The organism is Massilia sp. Se16.2.3 (genome assembly GCF_014171595.1).
In the GTDB taxonomy this organism is placed as follows: Bacteria; Pseudomonadota; Gammaproteobacteria; order Burkholderiales; family Burkholderiaceae_D; genus Telluria.
Window position 1 is genome coordinate 4,239,791 of the sequence record NZ_CP050451.1, and the last position, 22,935, is coordinate 4,262,725.

Genomic DNA, 22,935 nt, shown 5'->3' on the forward strand with positions numbered 1-22,935 from the left:
ATGTTCTTAGCCCGAACCTTATTCATTATCTGCGCGCCTCGTTACGCCTTTACGCCTGCTGTTTAGCAGTCGCTTCTGGCCGCCCTGCTGTTCGTCCGAAACTTTGCCGCTCGCATCTTTAAGTACCATCACCGGACTCGCAAAGGGGGTTCTAGGCTCACCCCCTATTTTACCGACGCTTACGCTTGGAGTGGTGGCTTCCATCGCCGCCCGTAGGCGACCAGCCTCACCCACTTTGGAAAGTGATTCAGAACCTGACAGGCGAATCAGCGCTCCGGCCTCAACCCGCGGGTCATCCAGAATACTAACAATTTGCTTGAACCTCTCGACATTAGCCTCATGCGTTTCCAGCCAAATCTTTGCGGATAGTTGGCCAGCGTTAAGAGCAGCTAACGCGCGCTCAACCAGCAATTGATTTTCCATCAACGAGGCCCGAAGACGCGTTTCGACAACCGCATCCCCCTTCACGACCACATGCTCGTCGCAGCTTATATGGTCACCAAATTTCGGGCACGGCATCATCACGAAATCGTGCACGCAGTATCCCAAATCCGTCGTATGCCCGGCCTGAACACGCTTCGCCAACCATTCAGAACGAAGAATCGGGATGTAAGTCTTTGTGGAGACAGGGGGAGCGAAGGAGGCGGTAGCGCGTCCAACAGAATCGCGCATCTCTTCAATACGTTCCGCTGCACTCACATGGTCATACGCCGAATTCTGAGCGACGTTCTTTCGCCCGGACCACGCCGCAATATCGAAGGCATCCATATTCGCGCTTTGCGCAATCGTGTTCAAAAAATGTCGCAGCTGGTGTGACTGAATCCTAATTGGCCTTCCTTCGCTGTCACACACGCCGGTACTTTTAAACAATGAAGGCATACTACGTGCGGTACTCTCATCAACAGCCCGAGAGATTTCGTACTCCCCAACAGGCCTTAACATGCATACCAAAGTTTTCTTGCGAGGATTATATTCATGTACTCGCGAAATGCACAAGGCTTCGCTGTACTTAAGTCCGCTTCGTTTATGAAATATTGGAAATCCAACAGGAAGCATGCTGATAATTTTTCGTTGCAATTCAGCAAACCGAATCCGCGGCACGTCTATCGCCCTAATTTTTCCGGGGGCGCCACGCAAATCGTCGCCCACCCCAATGTCATTTCTTCCGCACCACGTCAATACGTCTGAAAGTGTTTTACGGTCAGACTCTGCATCCGTTCCATCGCCAATCGGAGCTGAATCGCCCCACAAAATATTGTCGACTTCACGTGCTGAAAGCAACCGCTTTAAACGCAAATGACTGTTTTTTTTAGACAGGTAGAGTCGACCAGGGTACGCCTCGTAGTGTCGAGCTAACGCCCTAGCCGGCGCAGAGTAATCGACCAGCCTCTTAACGGCCTCCTGTGCAACCGCAGACATAGTCGCCGACACCGGCTTTAGAATTGCCCCCCCGCCCTTAGCGGCCCAATAGCGCAGCAGGAACCCAGGCTTGCCGTCCCCCCTTGGAACCAGACAGTCGACAGTCAGACGTATCACTTCACTTAGTCGACCTGGCTGGCAAATAAGCAGACCCAAGACGGACGACACCAGCAAGTCACGAGGTTTCTCAGCTCGATGGAACGCCTCTCCCAATGCTTCCAAATGCTCTTGCATCGGGAGTTTCTCGCTGCGACGCTCATCGAAGTCAATACCAAGCTTGACAGAAAAATCAGTTGGTACAGCTAAAAAGTTAGTCCATGCACTTCCCACTCTCGACAGCCGATTGTCATCAATGAAGCGACTTAGACGGCTAAGAGCATTCCCAATTTGATAGGCCTTACCGACACCAAAATGTTTTTTTGCAAGGCTTGCCGCCTCATCAAAAGTGGTCGACGTGATTTTCGTAGGGCAGAATTCACCCCTTCCAACTAACGCCTGCTCGACCATTTGTAAGGCCCTAAGTCGTGTCAAGGTCGGCGTGGCACTTACAGGCTCGATTGCATGCATATATCGAATATAGCCCTTAGCAAAATCTGAAAATCCGGCGGCTAAGGGCACTTTATTGGCACGAGACCGCGCTGTAAGAAAGGTGCAAAACGAAATGCTGCTATTCCCACGTTTGTTATCCGAATTAAGCGCCGTTCCGACTTCCCATTTGTCCGCGTCAAAATCTATTGCCCCATAGACGGTCAGTTCATCCCGACACAGAGCAACAAACCTACGAAGATTTAGTAACGCCGTCGAGCTCGGAAATGGGATAAATGTTGCTGAGGATGTCACGATACGTCACCTGAAGACGACCTCTTCGAATATTCATCAGCGCACTGAACAATTACGCTGGCGACGGCCATCATTGCCCTATCATTCACGCTGACAATGGCCGCTGAGCAGCCGGCCTTCAAAAGCCGAGCTCTATCTTTCTCAAGGTAGTCATACACTAACTGGTGTGGGCCATCCAGCCATGCATTGAAGAGAAAACAAGTGTAGCAAGCAATCGGCTTATTAAAGCCACAAAAGTCCTCCTTGCCACATCGACCTACACCTTTTTGCATTGATTTGTCGATTATAGGACTGGTGATATGAAGTGCCGGGTCTAAGTCTGCGTTAGTCACAGTTTTTATCAACACGCCTTTAAATGCCTGGGCAATAGTCCCCAATCGCGCAGCAGTAGAAAACTCGACCCTATCGTGTAACTCGAATGCACCCGCTAGCGCCACATACGGCCGCACGCTTATAGTCGTCGTATGGCCAAGTCTGAGTGCAGTTCCCGCTACCCCTAACCCCTCCCGTATACAATTTGTACCCAACGTGTACCTAAAACGATACACATTAAATACCATTTGCGCACCCGTTCTTTCGCTGATGGCGCTAAGATTAGAAAACGTGGCACGAATCTCGTCCGTTATCGTCACCGCCAACATGTGATACTCAAAACCCTTAACGTTCGCGCCAGCGCTCTTTCCCCTACTTGGAAAAAGAGGACCAGACTCGGGGTCGGGGAGCAAACCAACATATTGGTTCAGCATTTGGCTCTTGTACTCAAGCATCAACGCAGCCAACTCAGGTATTAAGTCCATTTCCTGGAACCGACTCCGTTCTGCCTCACCCCGTGCTTTAACCTGTGGAATTTTCAAAACACAGCGCTCACGACTGTCCTCGCGTATAATTTGAAGGTCCAATAATTTGAGAAGCGCATATTGCTTAGGACGCTGCCCAAATAACGCGACTAGCCAAGCCAGCACATATCTTGAAAGCGGAATACTGCCGTTTGCGTAACCTGAATACAACGCATCAAATATAGTCTCCCGTTCCATGTCTGTAAATGGACCAACAACCGGGTCTAGCTGACTAATTACACTACCGCTTGTAACGCCGCGAAGTTTAGTCTCTGACAAGTACTTTGCTCCGCACGCAGAGATTCCAGGAAAACCAAGCTTACCCATGCGTTTTAGAAAAGGCCTGCAGCTTCGAAAACAAATTTCGCTCGGGTCAGATTCTTTTAACACGTTGCGCGCATTGAGAAGACTGACCGCCGTAAAACTTCTAGTCAAGCCATCTGCGCCTCCCTTGATAACTCTACACAAACGGCAGAGATTCTCGAATGTAGCGCTCAATGTCCCTGCGGCCAAGTTCTCTGCCGTCCATATAAGTGTCTTCCGTAATCCCCAGTGCAGCTCCTCACCAAGTTCGACCAGACTCGAAAAATCGATATGCACGGATTTGGTACCATCCTTGAAACTCCACAGGTCGCTTCGTGGGTCAAAGACCACACCATTTGCAGTTGTTGCAACAGCCGATATTTCGAAACGACCCGAGAATCTATTTGATACCGTCGTGTTTGGATGTGTGACGCTTGGCATATTGTTCATTCTGTGCTTTCAATGACGATTGATGCGCTTTCTCTTTGATGCGACGCTTGTTGTAATGGTCGGGCATCGTTGATATCGCTGACCACCGCATCAGAACTCTACGCCGTTGGGCTTCATCCGTGTCTAATACCCCATCTCTCTCGAACCCAAGTGATAAGATGTAGTTACATGTATGGCGGCACATTTGAGATGATAATTTTTTGGGTAGCGCGGGACACGACTCACGAATCTTCCGAAAAATATGTTGAAGTGCACTTTCTGTCAACGCTCCACCGCCTCGTGCCAAAAATAGAAATGGCATATCGTCTTGTGCTTGTGATTTTCGTAAATTTGGAGAAACTATATATTCGTAAGTTGCTGCCATAAGGTCATGAGACAGCGGAATTTCACCTTCTATGGTTTTGACTTTTGCAGGCCGACGACGCTTATCTACCTTAGAATCTTGGCGCCTAAGAACCCGGACGACGGCGCGCTGCCAATCGATATCTTCAAGTCTAATACCTAATAATTCGCCACGACGCAATCCCAAAAGGATGAGCCACTGCATAAGAAGAGCGTTGCGATAGCGACCGAATTCATCTCGGAAGGGATTTTCGTCAGCCAGGGGGTCGGTAATGCGCCACAAGTCATTGATTTGCGACTCACTTAAGGAAGTGCTTTGTTCCTTCGGCTTGGGCCTTGCAGGAACCCTCGCATCAAACATCTCGAACGTGTGAACCCGTGCAGTCTCGAGTCGGAGGTATCGCTCGTTATCTCGGTCAAGCGAATATAGAGCACGCAGGGCTCTCTCGTTGACGTAGTCGCGTATGTAGGCAACTCGGTCGCGATAGGATGTTATCGCATCTCGCTTTGGGACTGTAGGAAGCTTTTGGTACAGCTTCATAATTTTCACATTGCGCCCATGCAACGCAACTTCCTTGACTTCCAGGAGCGGTAGGATACGCTCGAGCTTCTGTTTGCAAAGGTCAACTATTCTTTCAACTTCGAAAAGTAAGAGTAGTTTGCTTGATTTCAACCTCTCGGTCAGGTCAATATCGAGAATGCGGCAGGCCAGTTCTAACACCATAATTGCACGCAAGTGTGCCTCTATGGTGTTTACGGCTAAGTGTCTGGACCGTAGATTCTTTAATGCGTATAAAGTCGGTTCAATGAGAGGGGCGCCGCTCTCGGAATCGACCAGTGAGACGAAATTCTCGCCCGACTGCAGTCGAAAATGACGAATACCAAACGGATTACGCATTTGTTTACACTTCTCTGCAATGACACCATTGCACAGTGCGCTATTTACATTTTTTTGTCAAGCTCGATATTTTCCAGCTGTTTGCCTATGAGAAATTTAAGGTTGTTTACGGTTTATTCAATATGATGCTTGACTTCTGCACGGCGACCACGGCGAACAGGCTCAGCACGAAGGACATCGCATAGAAACCCTTTTCGCTCGGCGCCAGCGTCGCGTTCCACAGGCCGACCGTCAGCAGCGCGATGACGGCGAACAGCGAAAACCAGCACAGGCCGAAATACAGACCCGTCACGGGAATGCCCTCGCTGCGGTCGCGCACCGATTTCTGCAGCGAGATCGCGGCGAACAAACCGTAGAGCAGCAGCGACAGGTAATAGCCCTTTTCGTTGAGCTGCATCTGGGCATTCCACAGTCCCCACAGGAAGGCAGCCGCGCCGATGATCAGCGCACCCCAGGAAGCACCCACGAAAGCAGCGGTCGGTCGTTGAACGGTAGTCACAGCGGGCTCCAAGAAGTTTGTTCGCGGAAAGTTTACCACTAGTAAGTCTCAAGGAGTCGTAAATCGGTATGCATGCCCTGTCCGCTCAAGCGGTCGCGGTGGACAGGACCGGTGGGATCGCCGGGCGATACCGGCGCCAGGGCCAGGCCGATCTGCGCGGGCTTTCCCTATGAAACTAGCCGCGCAAGGCGCGCCAGGTGGCGAAGCCGGCGACGCACAGGACAAGCGAACCGACCAGGTGCAGCAGCGTATGCGCGAGCGCCCAGCCGTAGGCGCCGCGTTGCATAAGTACTACTGATTCGCCTGAAAAACTCGAAAAGGTCGTCAAACCGCCGAGAAAGCCCGTGACGATGAAGAGGCGCCACTCGGGCGCGATGTGCGGGTTGCCCGAGAAAAAGCCGAGGGCGATGCCGATCAGGTAGCCGCCGATCAGGTTCGCGGCCAGCGTGCCCCCCTGCAGCTGGGCGTGCGCGTTCGTCAGCCAGTTGCCGAGGCCCCAGCGCAGCCAGGCGCCGATCGCCGCGCCGGCGCCCACCGCCAGCCAGTTCAAGCCTGGACCCACTTCGCCTTGGCGCTGTCGTCGCTGATGCGGGCATCGACCCAGCGCGCACCCTCTGGCGTCTGTTCCTTCTTCCAGAATGGCGCGTCGGTCTTGAGGTAGTCGATGATGAACTCGCAGGCGGCAAAGGCCTCGCCGCGGTGGGCGGCGCTGCAGGCAACGAGGACGATCTGCTCCATGGGCTTCAGCGGGCCGACGCGGTGGATCACCAGGGCCTTGTAGAGCGGCCAGCGCGCATGCGCCTGCGCCACGATGTCTTCCAGCGCACGCTCCGTCATGCCCGGATAGTGCTCGAGTTCCATCTCGGCGACCTGGGAACCTTCGTTCATGTCGCGCACGGTGCCGACGAAACTGACGACCGCGCCGACGCGGGCGTCGTTCTCGCGCAGGCGCGCCAGCTCCTGGCCGAGGTCGAAGTCGGCGCTCTGGACGCGCACCTGGCCCGTTTGCCCGCTTGAAGGCGCGATCGCCTGCGCAATCACCTGCGCACCCACTGGCGCGCTCACCTGGCCTCGCCCGCCGTGCGCATCACGAGCTGCTCGACGCGCATGGCAGTGCGCTCGTCGGCCAGGGCCGGCAGCGCGCACAGGCTGCGCAAGCCCTGCGCGGCCGCACCCTGTCCTGCGCCCTGTCCTGCGCCCTGCCCGACTCCCTTGCCCGCGCCTTTGCCACTGTCCTTGCCGCCTGCTTTCAGCGTCGATTGCAGGGCCTCGACCTGGAGCCGCAAGCGGTCGCGCGCGAATTCGGCGCCGCTGTCGATGCCTGCCGCGACTTCCTGGCGCAGCAATTCGTTGAGGAGGGTCGTGCGGTTCGCTTCGAGCAGGCGGGCGTAGGCGCCGCGGTCGCCGTCCGTGGCATGCAAGGCGGCCTCGAAACGGGCGTCGAGTACCGTGTCGTACTCGGCACCGGCAGGCACCAGGGCGGCCCAGCGCTGGCGCCACTCGCCGGCATCGAGCACCACGTCCTGGCGCGCCAGTGCGTCTTCCAGCGCCTGGCAGGTGCGCAGCTTGTCGCGTACGGCGCCGGCAACAAGCATGCCGGCGGCGCGACGGGCCAGGTCGGCGTGGTGCTGCACCTTGGCCACGGCCTCGTGGTAGCGCTTCTCGACGCGCGCCTCGTGGGCCCGCGGTACCGGGCCGATCGCCTGCCATTCGGCCGCCGCCTCGCGCAGCAGCTTGCCGGCGCTGGCGGGGGTGGCGTCAGGCGCGGCCGCTTCCAGCCGGGCGCTGATCGCCTCTTTCGCCGTCTCGTGGGCGCGCCGCTCATTGTCCGCCGCGTGCGCGCTCTCCTTGCGCCGCGCGAACAGATCGTCGCAGGCGGCGCGGAAACGCTGCCACAAGGCCTGCTCGGCCTTGCGTTCGAGCGGAAGCGCGCGCGCATGTTCCTGCCAGCGGGCCTGGATGTCGCGCAGGCGGTCGACGGCGTGGCGGTCGTGCGGGTCGAGCGCCGCGACTTCCTCGATCAGGCGTTCGCGCCCGCTCACTTCCATCTTGCGCTGCTCTTCGAGCGGTCCCTGCAGGGTTGTGAGCGCGGCACCGAAGCGCTGGTCGAGACGCTTCTTGTCCTTGCGGTCGATGGCGCCCAGGTGGCTCCAGGCCAGGCGCAGGCGCTGCACCGTGCCGGCCACGTGCTTCCAGTCGGCTTCGCCGGACTGCAGGCGCGCGATCTCGGCCTCGGCTTCCTGCACCAGCGCCTCGCCGCGCGCGGCATTCGCGTGGCGCTCGTCGGCCAGGTGGCGGAAGTGTGCGGCGGCCGGGGCGTAGGCGGCGCTGCAGGCGCGGTCGAAGCGCTCCCACAGGCTTTTCGGCGCCGCCCCGGACAGGCTGTCGAGCGCCTTCCAGCGCTCGCGCATGCTGCCCACTTTCTTGGCCAGTTCCGCCATCGGCAGGTTCTGGGTCGTCAGGCCTTCGACCGTCTTGATGAGCTCTTCGCGCGAGACGTTGCCGCCCCAGCGCGCCCAGTCGGACAGGCGTTTCAGTTCCGCGCGCAGCTGGGCCAGGCGGTCGGCCTGGGCGGCCGTCAGGCGCATGCCCGTGCCCTTGGTCTCCTTCAGTGACTTGTCGAGCTCGGCCGCGGTGCCGAGCGAGCCCTGCTGGAGGGCCGCTTCCAGCGCGTCCATCATGTCGATGAAGCCCCTGGTCGGCGCCTTTTGGTGGACGGGCGGGCCCGGCGGCGTGGCGGCCATCTGCAGTGCCCTCGCTCTCCGGATGGTCCGGCGCTGGGGTGTGCCCGGCATCCGGCCCTTTCTGCCGGCCGCCGTGGGCGGCACCCGGAGCGTGCGTGACCGGCGCGGGTTCGCGCTTGCGCACCGGTTGCGGCAGGCTGGCCAGCAGCGCATCGAAGCGTGCCTGCAGCGCGGCGGCGGCGGCCGCGGCAACATCGGCCGGCGGTGCCGGCAGCTTTTGCCAGGCCTTGCGCAGGTTGTCGGCATGCAGTTCGGCTGGAGGCTGGGCCTGCCATTCGGCCAGCAGGGCCTCGCGTGCGGCCAGCGCCGCCCCGGCCTGTTCGAGCGTGGCCAGGCTGGCATGCAGGCGTGCGTGCTCGGCGGCGAATTCCGCCACCAGCGCGCGCGGCAGCGAGGCGTGTTCGGGCGCGGCCAGCGCAGCTTCCTGCTCCTGCCCCATGCGTTCCAGGCTGGCCGCCAGCTCGGCGGCATTCAACCCGGCCGTTTCCAGGCGGCGCAGCGCCGCCAGGCGGTCGATCATGGCGCGCTGCAATTGCACTTGCGTTTCCAGGCGGGTGCCGAGCCGGGCGCGCACGGCGGCGAAAGCCTCGGCCAGCTCCGGCGCCTTGATGACCGACCATTTACGGTCGAGGTCGGCGACCTGGTTCGGCGTCAGGTGCGCGTCGCCTTCGAGTGCCTGCGCGCTGTCGAGCACGGCCTGGCCACGGGCGAGCTCGGCGTCGTGGTGGCGCAGGGCATCGAGCCGTGCCTGGGTCAGCTTGGCGACGCGGCGGTCGAGGTTGCGCATGGCCGTGTGCACGCGTTCGAGCGCTTCGCGGCTGTGCAGGTGCTCGGCCGCGGCCAGGCGCAGCTCGGAAAAATCGGCGTGCAGGATGAATTCGACAGCGCGCATTTCGTCGCCGCCGAGCGACTTGAGCTGTTCGGCCTGCTGCTCGCGCTTGCGGGTGTTCGCGGCGGCACCGGCGGCACCGGTGCCGGTGCCGGCTGACGGGGCGTTCGCTCCGCCCGCGCCGGATCCTGGGCCGTCCGCTTGCGCACCCCGCCCTTCGCCGGACTTGCCGCCCTGGCGCTTGAATAGGAATTCGAACATGATGAAATCGCGCTTCCAAAACCCCCATCATAACAAAGAAACATGGCGGCTTTTCTGGCGCGCCCGGCAGGCGCGCGGGACGCGGGTCGTACCCGGCAACGCGGTCCGCCAGCAAACCGTCCACGCACCGCGCCGCGGCAGCTTGCCGGGGCAATCCACGCCGGCAAGGCGCGCCGGTCAGTGCGCGTAGACGGGTGGCCCCTGCCTGCGTGCGTGTTCGCTGCTGCGCGGCCCGGGCCGCAGGGGGCGGCTCGCGGCTGCGGCGTTCCTCGCGGTAGGCCTCGTGCGCGAGCATCTGGTTGGCAACCGCAAACCAGGTTTCGCCCGCAATGGCCGCCCGGGCGACCGGGAACAGTTCGCGCTCCTCGCGCTCGAAGCGCTGCGTCAGGGCGGCGCAGAACCGTTCGACGGCGGCGCAGAAGGCGTCCACTGTCTCTTCGTCGTCGATGCCCTCTTCCTGCAGGCGGCAGGCGTCGCCCAGGGCGTCGGCGGCGCAGCGGCTGAGCATGTCGAGCTCGCGCAGCAGGGGGTCGGCATCCGGGCCGCTACCGCGCAGCGCCGGCAGCAGGAAGGTATCGAGCTTGCGGCGCAGGCTGCCTTCATACAGGCGACGCAGGGTATCGCATACATATTCCGCCTGGCCATGGGTCAGCGCAGTCTGGCGGGCATAGGCTTTCTGGACGAGCTGGTGCACGGCATGCAGGCTGACGCGCAGGTTTGTCTGCTCGACAGACAGCGCAACGAGCGTATAGGTCGCGGTAAGCATTCGGTCTCCTCTCGGTGTCGCCAACGCAGGAGCATGCTCCGCGTACATACGCGGGAAGCGCCTGGCTGGACATACTGGTTTTGGTGAGGCTGAATGTATTGTGTCGTTCTCATCAGCCCGAAGGAACTAGTAGTTTAGGGAGCCACCGTGATGCAGGTTTGATATATCGCAAACGCGTGGGAGTCCCTGGCGACGTGCGGGTCAACCGCCCTGCATGCGCTGCGTTGCTTTTTGTCTTGTCTCTTACCAGACGGCGCGGTGGTCCTCGGCCAGGCCGCACAGGTCGCTGACCGGATGGCGCGGGCCGTCAGCCCGCACGCGCACCCAGCCGTCGAAGCGGCCGATTCCCCGGCGCAAGCGGCTGCTCGCGACCACCAGGTGCTTGTCATCGTGGCGCATTCCCTCAGGCACGAAGCGCAGCGCCAACAAGCCGTCCTCCGTGTCGAGTTGCCAGGCGCCGCTCGCCTCGACGGCGATCCGCACCGCCCCCAGCGGGATCAGTTCGCCATCGAGCCAGAGTGCGTTCTCGGCGTCGCCAAAATAGCCTGTTTGCAAGTTAAAACCGAGCCGCGGCCCATGCGCCGAGATCCAGCGCCAGTGCGTCTGCCGCCCCAGCAGGCCATTCGAATAATCGTAGCTGGCGGTGCCGCCATCCAACCGGTAGTGGCGCCCGCCCGCTTCCAGCCTGCCCTCCAAGGCCAGGCCGGGCGACTTCTGGGTGCTGTGGACGGCGCCGCCGTCCAGTGTCGGCCCGACCGCCAGCAGGCGCGGCCCCTCGCCTGCGTAGCGGGCGTCGATGCGCATGCCGCCGGCGCGCACCTGCAGCCGGTGCCCGTGTGCGCCATCCGCGTCGATGACGATGCGCCGCCCCGGCAATGCGAAGCGCGCGCCTTCCATTGCCGTGTGTCCGACGCTGGCCGTCAAGCCCGGAAGGCCGAGCGGCGAGAACGCATCAGGAAAGCGCCCGTGGCGCGGTCGAACACATAGGCAAAGGCCGTGTTGCTCCAGCCGATGTCGACCACCGCCACGGCGCAGAACACCTCCTCGGTCGCCAGCGCCACGAAATGCCAGCGCTTGTGGTGCAGGCGCCGCCACAGGGCGCCGCGTGCGTGTGGCGCTGCCAGGTGCGTCCAGCCGGGTGCGCCGGCCAGGCCCCGGAACCGCCCGCACAGCGGCAGGCCGTCGCTGCCGACCACATCGACCGGGGCCGGCGCCAGGCTCATGCCGCCTCGGTCTCGCCAGCCAGCGGGGCCAACCGTCTAGCCAGTCCAAGCGGCTCGGTGCGCTGAACCAGTACTTGCGGGCAGCCGTGCCAGCGGGCGCAGCGCGCCAGCGCCGCGGCCACGTCGCGCAGCAAGGCATCCGTGAGTCGCAGGCCGGGCTCGAACCAGGCATCTTGACTTCGAACACGCCGCCGGCGCGGTGGGCCTTGGCATCGATGCGGCCGACCAGCTGGCCGCGGCGCAGCAGCGGCAGCGTGAAGTAGCCGTGGCGGCGCCTGGCGGCCGGCGTGTAGCACTCGAGCCGGTAATCGAAATCGAACAGTTCGAGCGCGCGGCGCCGGTCCCACACGACCGGGTCGAAAGGCGACAGGATCGTGGTCAAGGTCGGCGCCAGCTTGCCCTGCTCGGCCTGGCGCGCCAGCTCCAGGTGGCCCGGATGAACGTACAGCGGCTCGTTCCAGCCCTCCACCCGCACGGGCAGCAGCAGGCCTTCGTCCGCCAGCGCGGCCAGGTCGACATGCGGGCGGCGGGTGCGGTGATAGTCGGGCACCCAGGCCGCGCGCGCCACGCCGAGCGTCTTGACCGTCTGCAGTGCAAAAGTGCGGCGCACCTCCGCCAGCGCGGGCATGCGCGCATCGTCCCAGCCCGGCAGCACGCGTTCGGCCAGGTCGTAGACGCGCTGGAAATTGTGGCGGCGCGCGATCATCAGCGCCCCCGACGTGAATAGCACCTCGAGCGAGCGCTTTTCCGGCTTCCATTCCCACCAGCCGTTGGCCTTGCCATCGGTGCGTTCGAAATCCGACGAGCGCACTGGCCCGTGGGTGCGCACATGCGCCAGCAGCGCCGCCACCTCGCCCGCGCGTTCGCGCATCCAGGTGGCCGAATACTTCCAGCCCATCGCAGCCGGGTCGAGCATGCGGTGGCGATACAGGCCGTAATCCTCGACGGGAACGAAACAGGCCTCGTGCGCCCAGTACTCGAACAGCTTTCCTTCAGCCAGCAGTTCGTCGAGCCAGGCGGGCTGGTAATCGCCCAGCCGGCTCCACAGCACCAGGTAAGGGCTGCGCGCGACGACGTGGATGGTGTCGATCTGCAACATGACCATGCGGCGGATGGCATCGAGCACATCGGACCTGGTGGCCTTGCGCCGGCGCGGCTGCAACAGGCCCTGGGCGGCCAGGTGCAGGGCCCTGGCGTCCGCTTTTGACAGGTGCAACTGGTTCTCGTAAATACTCATGCAAATATTCTAATGACGAATCGGCATCCGCCGCACATCGATGCCGGAAATTTTTTGAAGCGGCCCGGCAGCTGCGCTATAGTGCAGCCGAAGCATCCCATCCCTCACAAGACCCGAACGCGATCCTCCATGCGGCTGTTGCACACTTCCGACTGGCACCTTGGCCAGACCCTGCACAACTACGACCGGACCTACGAACACCAGTGCTTCCTCGACTGGCTGCTCGATACCATCGTGCAGGAAGAAGCCGACGCGCTGCTGATCGCGGGCGATATCTTCGACAACGCCAATCCCTCGTCCGCCGCCCAGCGCCAGCTCTACCGTTTCCTGCAGCAGGCGAAAACGCGCGCGCCGCGGCTGCAGATTGTCGTCATCGCCGGCAACCACGATTCGCCTGGCCGGCTGGAAGCGCCCGGCCCGCTGCTGGAAGCGCATGGCACCATCGTGATCGGCAACGTCGTGCGCGGCCCGGACGGCACGATCGACCTCGAGCGCCTGGTGGTGCCCCTGAGGGACAAGATGGGCGAGGTCAAGGCCTGGTGCCTGGGCGTGCCTTTCCTGCGCCCGGGCGACGTCCCGCGGCCGGATACCGAAGGCGACGCCTACCTGAACGGCATCGCCCTGCTCTACCGCCAGGCCTTTGAACGCGCGAAGGCGCGGCGCCACCCCGGCCAGGCGATCCTGGCCATGGGCCATTGCCACATGGTCGATGGCCAGTCCTCGATCGACTCCGAGCGGCGCATCGTCATCGGCGGCACCGAGGCGCTGCCTGCTTCGATCTTCGATCCCGAAATCGCCTATGCCGCGCTCGGCCACCTGCACCTGGCCCAGCGCGTCTGGAAAAAGGACCACCTGCGCTATTCCGGCAGCCCCCTGCCGCTGTCGTTCTCGGAGATCGGTTACCAGCACCAGGTGCTGCGCATCGACCTCGATGGACCGGTGGCAAAGGAGGTCACGCCGCTGTTCGTGCCGCGCGCGGTCGAGCTGCTGCGCGTGCCGCCCAAGCCCGCTCCCTCTGCCCGAGGTGCTGGGAGCGCTCGACGCCCTCGAGCTCGATCCCGACCTGCCGCCGCAATGCTGGCCCTACCGGAAGTGCGGGTGCTGCTCGACGGCCCCGAGCCGGGCCTGCGCGCGCAGGTGGAGGCCGCGATTGCGGGCAAGCCGGTGCGCCTGGCGAAGATCGAACCGACCCGTAAAGTCGTCACGCGCGCGGATGGCGCCGACGCATTGACGCTCGACCAGTTGGCCCAGCTGCAGCCGGACGACATCTTTCGCCGCCTGTGGCAGCAGCGCTTCGGCGAAGACGCGCCGATTGATCAGCTGACGGCCTTTGCCGAACTGATGCTGCCCGGCGACACGGAGCGCGCATGAAGATCCTGCGTATCGCGGGACGCAACCTGGCGTCCCTGGCGGGCGACTTTTGCGTCGACTTCGAGAGCGAGCCGCTGGCGTCAAGCGGCCTGTTCGCCATCAGCGGCCCGACCGGCGCGGGAAAAAGCACCCTGCTCGACGCCCTCTGCCTGGCTTTTTATATGGCAACACGCCGCGCCTGCAGGGACGCGGCAGCCGTGGCGCCCTGCCCGACGCCGGCGGCGAATCGGTATCGACCCTCGACGCCCGCAACCTGCTGCGCCGCGGTGCGGCCGAGGGCCATGCGGAAGTCGATTTCGTCGGCAACGACGGCGTCCACTACCGCGCGCGCTGGAGTGTGCGCCGTTCGCGCAACAGGGTCAGCGGCCTGCTGCAGGCCTCGAACATGACCCTGCACCGGCTGCCCGAACTGGCGCCGCTGGGCGGCACCAAGACCGAGGTGGCGGGAGAAATCGCGGCCCGCATCGGCCTCTCGTTCGAGCAGTTCACCCGTTCCGTCCTGCTGGCGCAGAACGAGTTTTCGGCTTTCCTCAAAACCGACGAGAACGAGCGCGGCGAGCTGCTCGAAACCCTGACCGGCAGCGCCGTCTACAGCGAGATCTCGAAGCGCGCCTACGAGCGCTATAAACAGGAGCAGGACGCCGTGCGCCGCTTGAGCTCGCGCCTGGCCGACCACGCGCCGCTGGCGCAAGAGGCGCGCGAGCAGCTCGACGCCGAACGCGCCGCGGCGGAGGTGGCGCTGCAGGCCGTCGACGTGCGCCGCGCGCTGTTAGAGGCCCAGCTGCGCTGGCACCAGGAAAGCGAACGCCTGCGCCAGGGCGAAGCGCAGGCGCAGGCGCAGCTGGAAGACGCGCAATCGCAGGTGGCAGCGGCGCAGGAAAGGCGCGTGCGCCTGGCCACGCTCGACGAGGTGCAAGCCGCGCGGCCCCTGATGACGGAACTGGCGCGCCTGGATGCCGAGCGGGTGCAGGTCGAGGCCACGCTGGCGAACGGCCAGGGCGAACTGGCGCGTGCCGTCGACGCGGCGCGCCAGGCGGTGCAGGAAGTGCAGGATGCCGCCGCCGCGCTCGAGGCAGCGGAAGCGGCACAGTTGCAGGCTGCGGCGCAGTTGGACAGCGCCAAGGCGTTGGATGCGACGATTGCCACGCTGGCCGGCGCCCATACCCAGCTGGCCAGCCGGCGCGACGAGGCCGCGGCCGACAGCGCGCGCGCGCGTGCACTGCTGGAAGATGCGCAAGCCCGGCTGGCGCAGACCCGGCAGGCCGCCGCGCGCAGTGCCGAATGGCTCGCCGCGTACAGCCGTCACGAGACCCTGGCCCTGCAATGGCCACGCTGGGACAAGCTGTTCCACCAGGCCGCGCAAGCCGCCGCGGCCGAGGAAGCCAGCCTGGCGGCGCTGGCGAAGGCCGAGCGCGCCCGCGTGAACGCGGCCGCCACCGCGCAAGCGGCGCAGGACGCCGCCGAACGCGCCGCGGCACGCATCGCCGAACTCGATAGCGCGCGCCAGGACGCGACAAAGGCACTGGCCGGCTTCGACCTCGACGCCTTGCAGTCGGAACGCGCCGCGCTCGAGGCGCGCCGCGAAGCCCTGGCCACCGCCACGCGCATCGCCAAAGGCCTGCACCTCACGCGCGAGCACCTGGCACGCATCGATGCCGAACGCGAACGCACCCGCGCCTCGCGCGCGGCGGCAGAAACCGCACTGGCCGCAGCCGCAGCGGCCGAACCCGCCCTGGCAGCCGCTGCCGCCCAGGCCGAGCATGCGTTGAGCGCCGCCGAACTGGCCATCGCGGACAAGGTCGAGGCCCTGCGCGGCGCGCTGGTCGATGGCGAGCCTTGCCCGGTCTGCGGCAGCGAAGCCCACCCCTATGCCCATCAGGACGAGCGCCTGCATGCGGTCTTCGACCTGCTGCGCGGCCAGGTGGCCGAGCGCCGCGCCGGGGTGCAGCGCAACCTGTCGGAACAGGCGACGCGACGCGCCCAGGTCGAGTCCAGCGGCGAACGCCTGACATCGCTCGACGCGGAGCGCATCGCCCTGGCGGCAGACCTGGCTGAACTCGACGCCGCCTGGCAGGCCAGTCCGGTGGCGCAGGATGCCCCTGCCGCGGGCGAGCGCCAGCCCCGGTTCGAAACCCAGACGGCGGCCGTGATCGAAGCCTTTGCGGCAGTCGACACACGCCAGCAGGCGGCGCGCCGCGCTGCCCAGGCGCGCGAGTCGGCGCAGGCGGCCTTCGAGGCGGCCACCACCGAGCACGGGCGCCTGCAGGGCAGCGCCCAGAATGCACGCAACGCGCTCGCCGCGCTCGAGACCGAGCACAAAGCCCTTGGGGCCCAGCGCGAGCGCGAAGGCGCGGCCCTGGCGGCCGTGCTGACGGAGCTCGATGCCGTGCTGAGCGAGTCCGCCGGTGACGGCTGGCAGGCGCTGTGGCGCCGCAATCCGGCGCAATGGCATGCCGCGCGTGCCGCGGAGGCCAAGGCATGGAACGCGCAATCGTCGCAGCTGGCCGAGCAGCGCGCCGCCTTCGCCTCGCTCGACGCGGCGCAGCGCGAGGCCGCCGTACGCGCCGAACACGCCGCCAGGGCCGCGGCTGCGGCTGCCGAAGCATTCGAGCGCAGCGAAGCGCTTTTGCGCGAACAGCGCCTCGCCCGCGTCGCCCTGTTTGACGGCCGCGCCGTCGGCGAGGTGGAAAACGCACTGCGCCGTGCGGTCACTGGCGCACGGGAACTGCTGGCCTCGCGCCAGGCCCGGCGACGGGCGCGGCGGCGGTCGAGACACGCGTACGCACTACCCTGGCCCAGGCCCGGGGAACGCATTGGCTCGCTGCAGGACGATGCGCGCGACGCCGCCGCGCGCCTGGCCGACTGGATCGAGGAGTACGCGGTCCACCACAGCGACCTTGAACCGGTCGACAACCAGTCCAGGCTGGCGGGCCTGCTCGCGGTCGGCGCGGCCTGGATGGCGGCGGAGCGCGGCGAACTGGCGGCACTCGACGCGGCGCTGGCCAAGGCCGCCGCCGTGCTGGCCGAACGCAAGAGCCAGCGTACGCTGCACGAGGAAAGCGCGGCGCAGGACGCTGCCATGGCGGACGGCGCGGCCGTGGCCGATGCGCTTGCCGCCGTGCTGGAAGAACGCAGCGCCGTGCACGAGCAGGCCACCGCCCTGCGCCTGCAGGCGTTTCATGACGACGCGCGCCGGGTAAAGGCGCAGGCGATGCTGGCCGAGATCGAGCGCCAGCAGGCGATCGAAGCGCGCTGGGGACGCCTGTCGGAACTCATCGGCTCGGCCGACGGCAAGAAGTTCCGCAACTACGCCCAGCAGTTCACGCTCGACGTCCTGCTCGGCTACGCCAACAGCCACCTGAACCAGCTGGCGCGGCGCTATCGCCTGGAGCGGGTCGACAACGCGGGCGCCCCCTCGCTGGCGCTGATGGTGCGCGACCAGGACATGGGCGGCGAGATCCGCTCCGTCAATTCGCTCTCGGGCGGCGAATCCTTCCTGGTGTCGCTGGCGCTGGCCCTGGGCCTGGCTTCGCTGTCCTCGAACCGGGTACGGGTGGAATCGCTCTTCATCGACGAAGGCTTCGGTTCGCTCGACAGCGATACCCTGGGGGTGGCGATGGACGCGCTCGACGCCCTGCAATCGATGGGCAGGAAAGTCGGCGTGATCTCGCACGTGCACGAAATGACGGAGCGGATCGCGGCGAAGATCCTGGTGCGGCCGAGTGGCGGGGGCAGCAGCACCGTGATGGTGAACTGAGCGGCGGCAGGCACTTCTTTTCTTGCCAAGTTGGCAAGTTCGGTCGTACACTGGCCCGCGCCTTCGTCGCGTTGCCGGCATCCGACCGGCCGTCGCAGGCTTTTCTTGAACCTGCCCAATGTTTCGACGACTCTTTCTCGCCCTGCTGAGCTTTGCCTTCTCCCTGCCTGGCTGGGCCTGCATGCCGCCCACCCAGGGCGAGAGCGCAGGCTTCGTGCGGCCCGACCTGGGACGGCTGCCGAAAAACGCACTCGGCGTGATGTTCAACCCGCCTGGCGACAGGGTGAGCGCGCGCGACTTCCAGGTCAGCTCCGCGCAGGACAAGCGCCTGCTCGCCGTGCGCGTGCGCGAATTCGGCAAGAACATCGCCTGGGTGCGGCTCGAGCTGGCCGGGGGGTTCCAGCCCGGCGCCAGCTACACCTTCCGCTACCTGCCCCGCCATGGCGACTGGGAATATCCCGACCGGATGAGCGTGGCCATCGACGATGCGATCGTCTCCACCGATGGCCCTTATGCGCTCGCACTCGAACCCCGGCCCCGTCACCGCGCGATCCGGGTGCCGACTTCCTCGGGCGAGTGCTTCGCGCCGTCTGCGGCGATGGTGCGGGAGTTCGCCCATACCGTTCCGCCGGCGCTCGCGCCCTATGCCGATGCGCTGCATTACGAGGATTATCTGGCTCCCGTCGCAGGGCGCGGCCCCGCAGCTGCAAGTCTCAGCGACGGCTGGCGCAGCATGCCGACGCTGTACGAGAGATTCCGTTACTCGCTCGGAGGAGAAGCCAGCAAGCACTACAGCATGCGCAACAATGCCGTGGTCGTCGCTTGCGGCGTACGTGCGCCCCTCATGCGGCTGAGCAGCAGCGTTACCTTTCCCGAACTCGACTTCCGCGAACACCGGCTGCCTGCAGTCGATATCGACATGAACCGGGACGTCGCAGGGCAGTGCAGCCAGCTCGACGCCTTGCTTGCCAGCCTCGACCCGCGTGCGCCGGAGACAGGCTTGCGCGAACTGTGCCGCAACTACCTGTTCGTCATGTACCCGATGAGCGATCTCGGCATGCGCGGCACCCAGCGGGCAGCCTTCGAACTGGACGAATGGAAGCGTGCGCTGTCCTTCTTCCGGGGTATGTCGCCAACCTGCACGCTGACCGGCCTGGCCCATCTGTGGCATACGGGGCGGTACCGGACAGACCCGCCGGCACTGCACCAGCTGGGCACGGCCCTGGGTGAAGGCATCGGCGGCGCCGACGCGCCAACCGCCGAGGCGGCCATCCATGCGCTGGGCTACCTCGTCGACCAGCTCCCGCCGCGTACCGGGCCGGCATCGCGCGGAACCTGCTGGCGCCCGTCCAGCCGGCGCTGGTAGAGGCGCTGGCGAGCGACCGCCCGCCCCGGCCGGATGAGGTCGCCCGACTGATCGTCCTGGGCGGCAGGCCGACGCCGGCGCTGCGCCGGCTACTGCAGGATATCGTCAGGCGCGGGGCGCCCGCGACCCTGCAGGCGCGCGCGATTCTTGCCGTCGAAAGCGCCCGCTAAGTACTCGACCGAAAATAAATGGGAGTTTTGGCAAACAGAACTGGATGCGGTGCAAGGCGGCGAGCGCGCCGCAGTGCGAGCACTGCAAGCGCGAACCGACGCAGCAACGCGCCGGTTCTGGAAGCCAAAAACACATTTATTTTTGGGTGAGTACTTAAGTCCCTGTGCCGACCCGGTCACCGGCGCGCGAGGACAGGCATTGCGCCCGCCTGCGTGCCGACACGCGATGTACAATGCCGCCTTTGCACATCCACGCCCAACCACCATGAAACCCGCTCGCACCCTCACCTTCAAATGCGCCAAGTGCGCCAAGAACGTCACCGTCTTCCTGCAGAAAGTCTCGGCCTGCTCGCACATCCAGCCTTACCAGGGCATCTGCGGCTGCGGCGAAGTACGCCGCCATGCAACCGGCAATCCGGACGCCGTGAAATCGTTCATGGAGTCGGGCGACGGCAACTGGCATCACCATCATTGACATGACGCGTATCGAATGGCAGGAAGGTGGCGGGCAGCGCTCGGCGCTGTGGCGTTCCGGGAGCGGCTGGCCGGCCCCTCAAAAGATCGTGATCGCCGACGACACGATGACGGCCGATGCGGCCTACCGCCTGGCGCTGGACGGCACCGCCCTGCTCTGGCGCGGCGACTTCCAGAATGCGCGCCAGCTGCTGCAGGCGCTCGCGCGCCGCATCGACCAGAAGCCGGCACGCTCAAAACGCGTCAAGGCTGGCGCCATCGCGCCGACAATCACAGAACAGTTCCACCGGCACCGCCTGGCGCAGCTGCAGCGTGCGCGCACGCTGGCCATGCTCCTGATCCCGTTCGATCTCGACTACACGATCCCGCTGCGCCGCGCCCCCGATGTGCGCCAGGCCTGCAACGAGGCCTATGGCGCACAGCAGGAACCGTTCGTGGTCTCGCTGCGCGAGCTGCTCGGCCTGATCGGTGCGCACGAATGGCGCAGCAAGGGCGTGCCGATTCCGGCGCTCGATGCACGCATCCATCCCCGGTACGGCGTGTTCTCGCCGGTGCGCGGCGAATACGTCGAGCTGGTGGCGCAGGCGCCCTTGCCCGCCCATGCGAAGACCGCCTTCGATATCGGCGCCGGCACCGGCGTACTCTCCGCCGTGCTGGCGCGCCGTGGCCTGCGGCGCGTCCTGCCACCGACATGGACGCGCGGGCGCTCGGCTGCGCGCGCGAAAATATCGCGCGCCTTGGCCTGGACGAACAGGTCGACGTGGTCGAGGCCGACCTGTTCCCCGCAGAACCAGGCCGACCTCGTCGTCTGCAATCCGCCATGGCTGCCGGGAAAACCCAGTTCCGCGATCGAATATGCGATCTACGATCCGGACAGCCGCATGCTGCGCGGCTTCCTCGGCGCATTGAAGGATCACCGGCACCCGGCGGCGAAGGCTGGCTGGTCCTGTCGGATTTTGCCGAGCACCTCGGCCTGCGTTCGCGCGAGCAGCTGCTGGGCTGGATCGCAGCGGCCGGGCTGGCAGTGGCGGCCCGTCACGACGTGCGTCCGACCCATCCGAAGGCCCAGGATGCGGACGATCCGCTGCATGCGGCGCGGGCGAAGGAAGTGACCTCGCTGTGGCGCCTGCGCGTCGCATAGCCGGCTTCCTGACGCGCGGAATGCCCCGAAAACGGACGGCGCATTCACATATTTGCATCCTGCGGCGCGAAGCAGTACAATAGCGCTGCGGGGTGGAGCAGTCTGGCAGCTCGTCGGGCTCATAACCCGAAGGTCACAGGTTCAAATCCTGTCCCCGCAACCAAACACGAGTATCAAACGAGCCCGACTCTTGCAGCCGGGCTTTTGTTTTCTGGGCCCTGCACGCCGGATGAGAGACAAGAAAGACAACGCCACGATCGATCTGCCGGGTTTCGAAGCGGTCGCTCCGCTCGAAGCCGGCGTTCTCGCCCAGGCCGCGCAGCTTGACTCCAGGCGCGCACCCCGTCCCCGTCGCACGGCCTTGAAGCAGGAACAGATATCCCTGCTCGAAGAAACCGATACCACCGGCCTGCCCGTCTGGCGCCGCGACGATCACCTTGATTTGACCGGATTGCCGGTCTGGGCGCCGGCTCCAGATTAGTCGGCCCTCGCTCTCTGTACTGGCTGGAGCCCGCATGACTACTTCTTTCTCCGCGCTGCCGCTGGCACCGCAATTCCTCGCCAACCTGGGTACGCTCGGCTACAACGAGATGACCCCGATCCAGGCCGAGAGCCTGCCTGCCGTGCTTGAAGGGCGCGACCTGATCGCGCAGGCGGCCACCGGCAGCGGCAAGACGGCGGCCTTCGGCATCGGCATCCTGAACAAGCTCAATCCCGCCTGGTTCGCAGTGCAGGGCCTGGTGCTGTGCCCGACGCGCGAACTGGCCGACCAGGTAGCCGGCGAACTGCGGCGCCTGGCGCGCGGCGTCGGCAACGTCAAGATCCTCACGCTCACCGGCGGCGTCGCCATGCGCCCGCAGATTGCCTCGCTCGAGCATGGCGCCCACATTGTCGTCGGTACGCCGGGCCGCATCCGCGACCACCTCGGCCGCGCCACGCTCGACCTGTCGAAAGTCCAGACCCTCGTGCTCGACGAAGCCGACCGCATGACCGACATGGGTTTCTACGACGAGATCGCGAACATCGTGACGGCCTGCCCCCAACGCCGCCAGACCCTGCTGTTCTCGGCCACCTACCCCGACGACATCCGCCACGCCACCGCCGGCTTCCTGGTCGACCCGCTCGAAGTGGTGGTGGAAAGCCGCCACGACGACAGCAAGATCGAGCAGCGCTTCTATGAAGTCGGCTTCGACAACCGCGACGAGGCCGTGGCCCGCCTGCTGCGCCACTATAGGCCGGTGTCGGCGCTGGCCTTCTGCAATACCAAGGCCCATTGCCGCGAACTGGCCGACACCCTGCGCGACCAGGGTTTCTCGGCGCTCGCCCTGTACGGCGAACTCGAACAGCGCGAACGCGACGAGATCCTGATCCTGTTCGCCAACCGCAGCTGTTCCGTGCTGGTGGCCACCGACGTCGCGGCGCGCGGCCTCGACATCGCCAACCTGGAAGCGGTGATCAATGTCGACGTGTCGAAAGACGCCGAAGTGCACGTGCACCGCATCGGCCGTACGGGACGCGGCAGCGAGACGGGCCTGGCCCTGTCGCTGTGCGCACCGAACGAAAAGAAATGGGTACGCCTGATCGAGGAAATGCAGGGTTCGCCGGCCAGCTGGTACAAGCTCGACGACCTGGGCGACTCCGTCCTGCCCGCGGAGCCGGCGCCGATGATGACCCTCGTCATTTCCGGCGGCAAGAAGGACAAGCTGCGTCCGGGCGACGTGCTGGGCGCGCTCACCGGCGACGCCGGTCTCGCCAAGGAACAAGTAGGCAAGATCAATGTTACCGAGTTCCAGACCTATGTCGCGATTGCGCGCGAGGCGGCCGACATGGCCTTCCGCAAGCTCAACGCGGGAAACCGCCTCGGACCGGACTTCGGCAACTTCAAGGGCCGCAGTTTCAAGATGCGTTTCCTCGAGCTCTGACAAGTGGGCGCGTGCGCGGAACTCCTCGGTGCCGTCCGCGGCCGGCGATGCCGCGCACGTTTGACTCAGCAGCGACACAATTGCTGC

Annotated in this window: 18 protein-coding genes, 1 tRNA gene and 2 pseudogenes; 11 read left to right on the forward strand and 10 right to left on the reverse strand. The window is 64.6% G+C overall.

Annotated elements, in window-relative coordinates:
- Positions 1-18: 18 nt before the first annotated feature.
- The 7 genes from G4G31_RS19330 to G4G31_RS19360 form a co-directional block, all read right to left on the reverse strand.
- The gene (locus tag G4G31_RS19330; RefSeq protein WP_182988988.1) at positions 19-2,259 is read right to left on the reverse strand and encodes a hypothetical protein; all 2,241 of its coding nucleotides are present in this window, start codon (positions 2,257-2,259) and stop codon (positions 19-21) included.
- The gene (locus G4G31_RS19335) at positions 2,256-3,848 is read right to left on the reverse strand and encodes a site-specific integrase (protein WP_182988989.1); all 1,593 of its coding nucleotides are present in this window, start codon (positions 3,846-3,848) and stop codon (positions 2,256-2,258) included. Before G4G31_RS19335 ends, G4G31_RS19330 begins: the two co-directional genes overlap by 4 nt.
- Complete coding sequence (locus tag G4G31_RS19340; protein ID WP_182988990.1) at positions 3,799-4,926, reverse strand: tyrosine-type recombinase/integrase; 1,128 nt, start codon at positions 4,924-4,926, stop codon at positions 3,799-3,801. Before G4G31_RS19340 ends, G4G31_RS19335 begins: the two co-directional genes overlap by 50 nt.
- Before the next feature lie 268 nt (positions 4,927-5,194).
- Positions 5,195-5,587, reverse strand: coding sequence for an inner membrane protein YiaA (yiaA, locus tag G4G31_RS19345; RefSeq protein ID WP_182988991.1), 393 nt, complete (start codon positions 5,585-5,587; stop codon positions 5,195-5,197).
- A gap of 175 nt (positions 5,588-5,762) precedes the next feature.
- Positions 5,763-6,137 (reverse strand): fluoride efflux transporter CrcB, encoded by a 375-nt coding sequence (crcB, locus tag G4G31_RS19350; protein WP_182991844.1) that lies wholly within the window; start codon positions 6,135-6,137, stop codon positions 5,763-5,765.
- Positions 6,134-6,613, reverse strand: a complete 480-nt coding sequence (gene moaE, locus G4G31_RS19355) for a molybdopterin synthase catalytic subunit MoaE (protein WP_182991845.1) — start codon at positions 6,611-6,613, stop codon at positions 6,134-6,136. The genes crcB and moaE overlap by 4 nt, the downstream gene beginning before the upstream one ends.
- Positions 6,614-6,648: 35 nt before the next feature.
- Entirely contained in the window at positions 6,649-8,268 is a 1,620-nt protein-coding gene (locus G4G31_RS19360) for a DUF349 domain-containing protein (RefSeq protein ID WP_229425117.1), read from the reverse strand.
- On the opposite strand from G4G31_RS19360, the gene G4G31_RS26865 reads away from it, so the two are divergent.
- Together G4G31_RS26865 and G4G31_RS19370 are read left to right on the forward strand one after the other, a co-directional pair.
- On the forward strand, positions 8,267-9,319 hold the full coding sequence (locus G4G31_RS26865; RefSeq protein ID WP_229425118.1) for a hypothetical protein: 1,053 nt from the start codon (positions 8,267-8,269) through the stop codon (positions 9,317-9,319). The genes G4G31_RS19360 and G4G31_RS26865 overlap by 2 nt on opposite strands.
- A gap of 385 nt (positions 9,320-9,704) precedes the next feature.
- Positions 9,705-10,274 carry a hypothetical protein gene (locus G4G31_RS19370; protein WP_182988994.1) on the forward strand — a complete coding sequence of 190 codons (570 nt, stop codon included), beginning with the start codon at positions 9,705-9,707 and terminating at the stop codon, positions 10,272-10,274.
- Between the two features lie 156 nt (positions 10,275-10,430).
- Here the strand turns inward: G4G31_RS19370 and G4G31_RS19375 are convergent, their stop codons facing one another.
- The 3 genes and pseudogenes from G4G31_RS19375 to G4G31_RS19380 form a co-directional block, all read right to left on the reverse strand.
- A complete protein-coding gene (locus tag G4G31_RS19375) occupies positions 10,431-11,084 on the reverse strand; it encodes a DUF2804 family protein (RefSeq protein ID WP_229425119.1) in 654 nt (217 codons plus the stop codon).
- Positions 11,085-11,107: 23 nt separating this feature from the next.
- On the reverse strand, positions 11,108-11,410 hold the full coding sequence (locus G4G31_RS26870; protein WP_229425120.1) for a DUF2804 family protein: 303 nt from the start codon (positions 11,408-11,410) through the stop codon (positions 11,108-11,110).
- Positions 11,407-12,647: pseudogene (locus G4G31_RS19380) on the reverse strand (winged helix-turn-helix domain-containing protein). Before G4G31_RS19380 ends, G4G31_RS26870 begins: the two are co-directional and overlap by 4 nt.
- A gap of 129 nt (positions 12,648-12,776) precedes the next feature.
- Here G4G31_RS19380 and G4G31_RS19385 point away from each other — a divergent pair.
- The 9 genes and pseudogenes from G4G31_RS19385 (at position 12,777) to dbpA (ending at position 22,848) form a co-directional block, all read left to right on the forward strand.
- On the forward strand, positions 12,777-14,018 hold the full coding sequence (locus G4G31_RS19385; protein WP_182988995.1) for an exonuclease SbcCD subunit D: 1,242 nt from the start codon (positions 12,777-12,779) through the stop codon (positions 14,016-14,018).
- Positions 14,015-14,407, forward strand: a complete 393-nt coding sequence (locus G4G31_RS26875; RefSeq protein WP_229425121.1) for an AAA family ATPase — start codon at positions 14,015-14,017, stop codon at positions 14,405-14,407. Before G4G31_RS19385 ends, G4G31_RS26875 begins: the two co-directional genes overlap by 4 nt.
- 3,056 nt (positions 14,408-17,463) lie before the next feature.
- Positions 17,464-17,775 carry an SbcC/MukB-like Walker B domain-containing protein gene (locus G4G31_RS26880; protein WP_229425644.1) on the forward strand — a complete coding sequence of 104 codons (312 nt, stop codon included), beginning with the start codon at positions 17,464-17,466 and terminating at the stop codon, positions 17,773-17,775.
- A 118-nt stretch (positions 17,776-17,893) separates the two neighbouring features.
- The gene (locus G4G31_RS19395) at positions 17,894-19,141 is read left to right on the forward strand and encodes a hypothetical protein (protein ID WP_182988996.1); all 1,248 of its coding nucleotides are present in this window, start codon (positions 17,894-17,896) and stop codon (positions 19,139-19,141) included.
- A 435-nt stretch (positions 19,142-19,576) separates the two neighbouring features.
- On the forward strand, positions 19,577-19,786 hold the full coding sequence (locus G4G31_RS19400) for a hypothetical protein (protein WP_182988997.1): 210 nt from the start codon (positions 19,577-19,579) through the stop codon (positions 19,784-19,786).
- A pseudogene (locus G4G31_RS19405) lies at positions 19,779-20,926 on the forward strand (methyltransferase). The gene G4G31_RS19400 and the pseudogene G4G31_RS19405 overlap by 8 nt, the downstream one beginning before the upstream one ends.
- A gap of 86 nt (positions 20,927-21,012) precedes the next feature.
- Positions 21,013-21,089 (forward strand) — tRNA-Met (locus tag G4G31_RS19410).
- A 66-nt stretch (positions 21,090-21,155) separates the two neighbouring features.
- The gene (locus G4G31_RS24710) at positions 21,156-21,407 is read left to right on the forward strand and encodes a hypothetical protein (protein WP_210283916.1); all 252 of its coding nucleotides are present in this window, start codon (positions 21,156-21,158) and stop codon (positions 21,405-21,407) included.
- A gap of 34 nt (positions 21,408-21,441) precedes the next feature.
- Complete coding sequence (gene dbpA, locus G4G31_RS19420) at positions 21,442-22,848, forward strand: ATP-dependent RNA helicase DbpA (protein ID WP_182989000.1); 1,407 nt, start codon at positions 21,442-21,444, stop codon at positions 22,846-22,848.
- Positions 22,849-22,935 lie beyond the last annotated feature (87 nt).

What these genes read in the sequence shown, in the direction of transcription:
- G4G31_RS19385 (WP_182988995.1), top strand. Translation starts at nt 12,777, where the DNA reads ATGCGGCTGTTGCACACTTCCGACTGGCACCTTGGCCAGACCCTGCAC.
- G4G31_RS19400 (WP_182988997.1), top strand. Translation starts at nt 19,577, where the DNA reads ATGAAACCCGCTCGCACCCTCACCTTCAAATGCGCCAAGTGCGCCAAG.
- G4G31_RS26870 (WP_229425120.1), bottom strand. Translation starts at nt 11,410, where the DNA reads ATGAGCCTGGCGCCGGCCCCGGTCGATGTGGTCGGCAGCGACGGCCTG.
- G4G31_RS26865 (WP_229425118.1), top strand. Translation starts at nt 8,267, where the DNA reads ATGTCGATGAAGCCCCTGGTCGGCGCCTTTTGGTGGACGGGCGGGCCC.
- G4G31_RS19375 (WP_229425119.1), bottom strand. Translation starts at nt 11,084, where the DNA reads ATGGAAGGCGCGCGCTTCGCATTGCCGGGGCGGCGCATCGTCATCGAC.
- G4G31_RS26880 (WP_229425644.1), top strand. Translation starts at nt 17,464, where the DNA reads ATGGGCGGCGAGATCCGCTCCGTCAATTCGCTCTCGGGCGGCGAATCC.
- G4G31_RS19335 (WP_182988989.1), bottom strand. Translation starts at nt 3,848, where the DNA reads ATGAACAATATGCCAAGCGTCACACATCCAAACACGACGGTATCAAAT.
- G4G31_RS19395 (WP_182988996.1), top strand. Translation starts at nt 17,894, where the DNA reads ATGTTTCGACGACTCTTTCTCGCCCTGCTGAGCTTTGCCTTCTCCCTG.
- G4G31_RS19360 (WP_229425117.1), bottom strand. Translation starts at nt 8,268, where the DNA reads ATGATGGACGCGCTGGAAGCGGCCCTCCAGCAGGGCTCGCTCGGCACC.
- G4G31_RS26875 (WP_229425121.1), top strand. Translation starts at nt 14,015, where the DNA reads ATGAAGATCCTGCGTATCGCGGGACGCAACCTGGCGTCCCTGGCGGGC.
- G4G31_RS24710 (WP_210283916.1), top strand. Translation starts at nt 21,156, where the DNA reads ATGAGAGACAAGAAAGACAACGCCACGATCGATCTGCCGGGTTTCGAA.
- dbpA (WP_182989000.1), top strand. Translation starts at nt 21,442, where the DNA reads ATGACTACTTCTTTCTCCGCGCTGCCGCTGGCACCGCAATTCCTCGCC.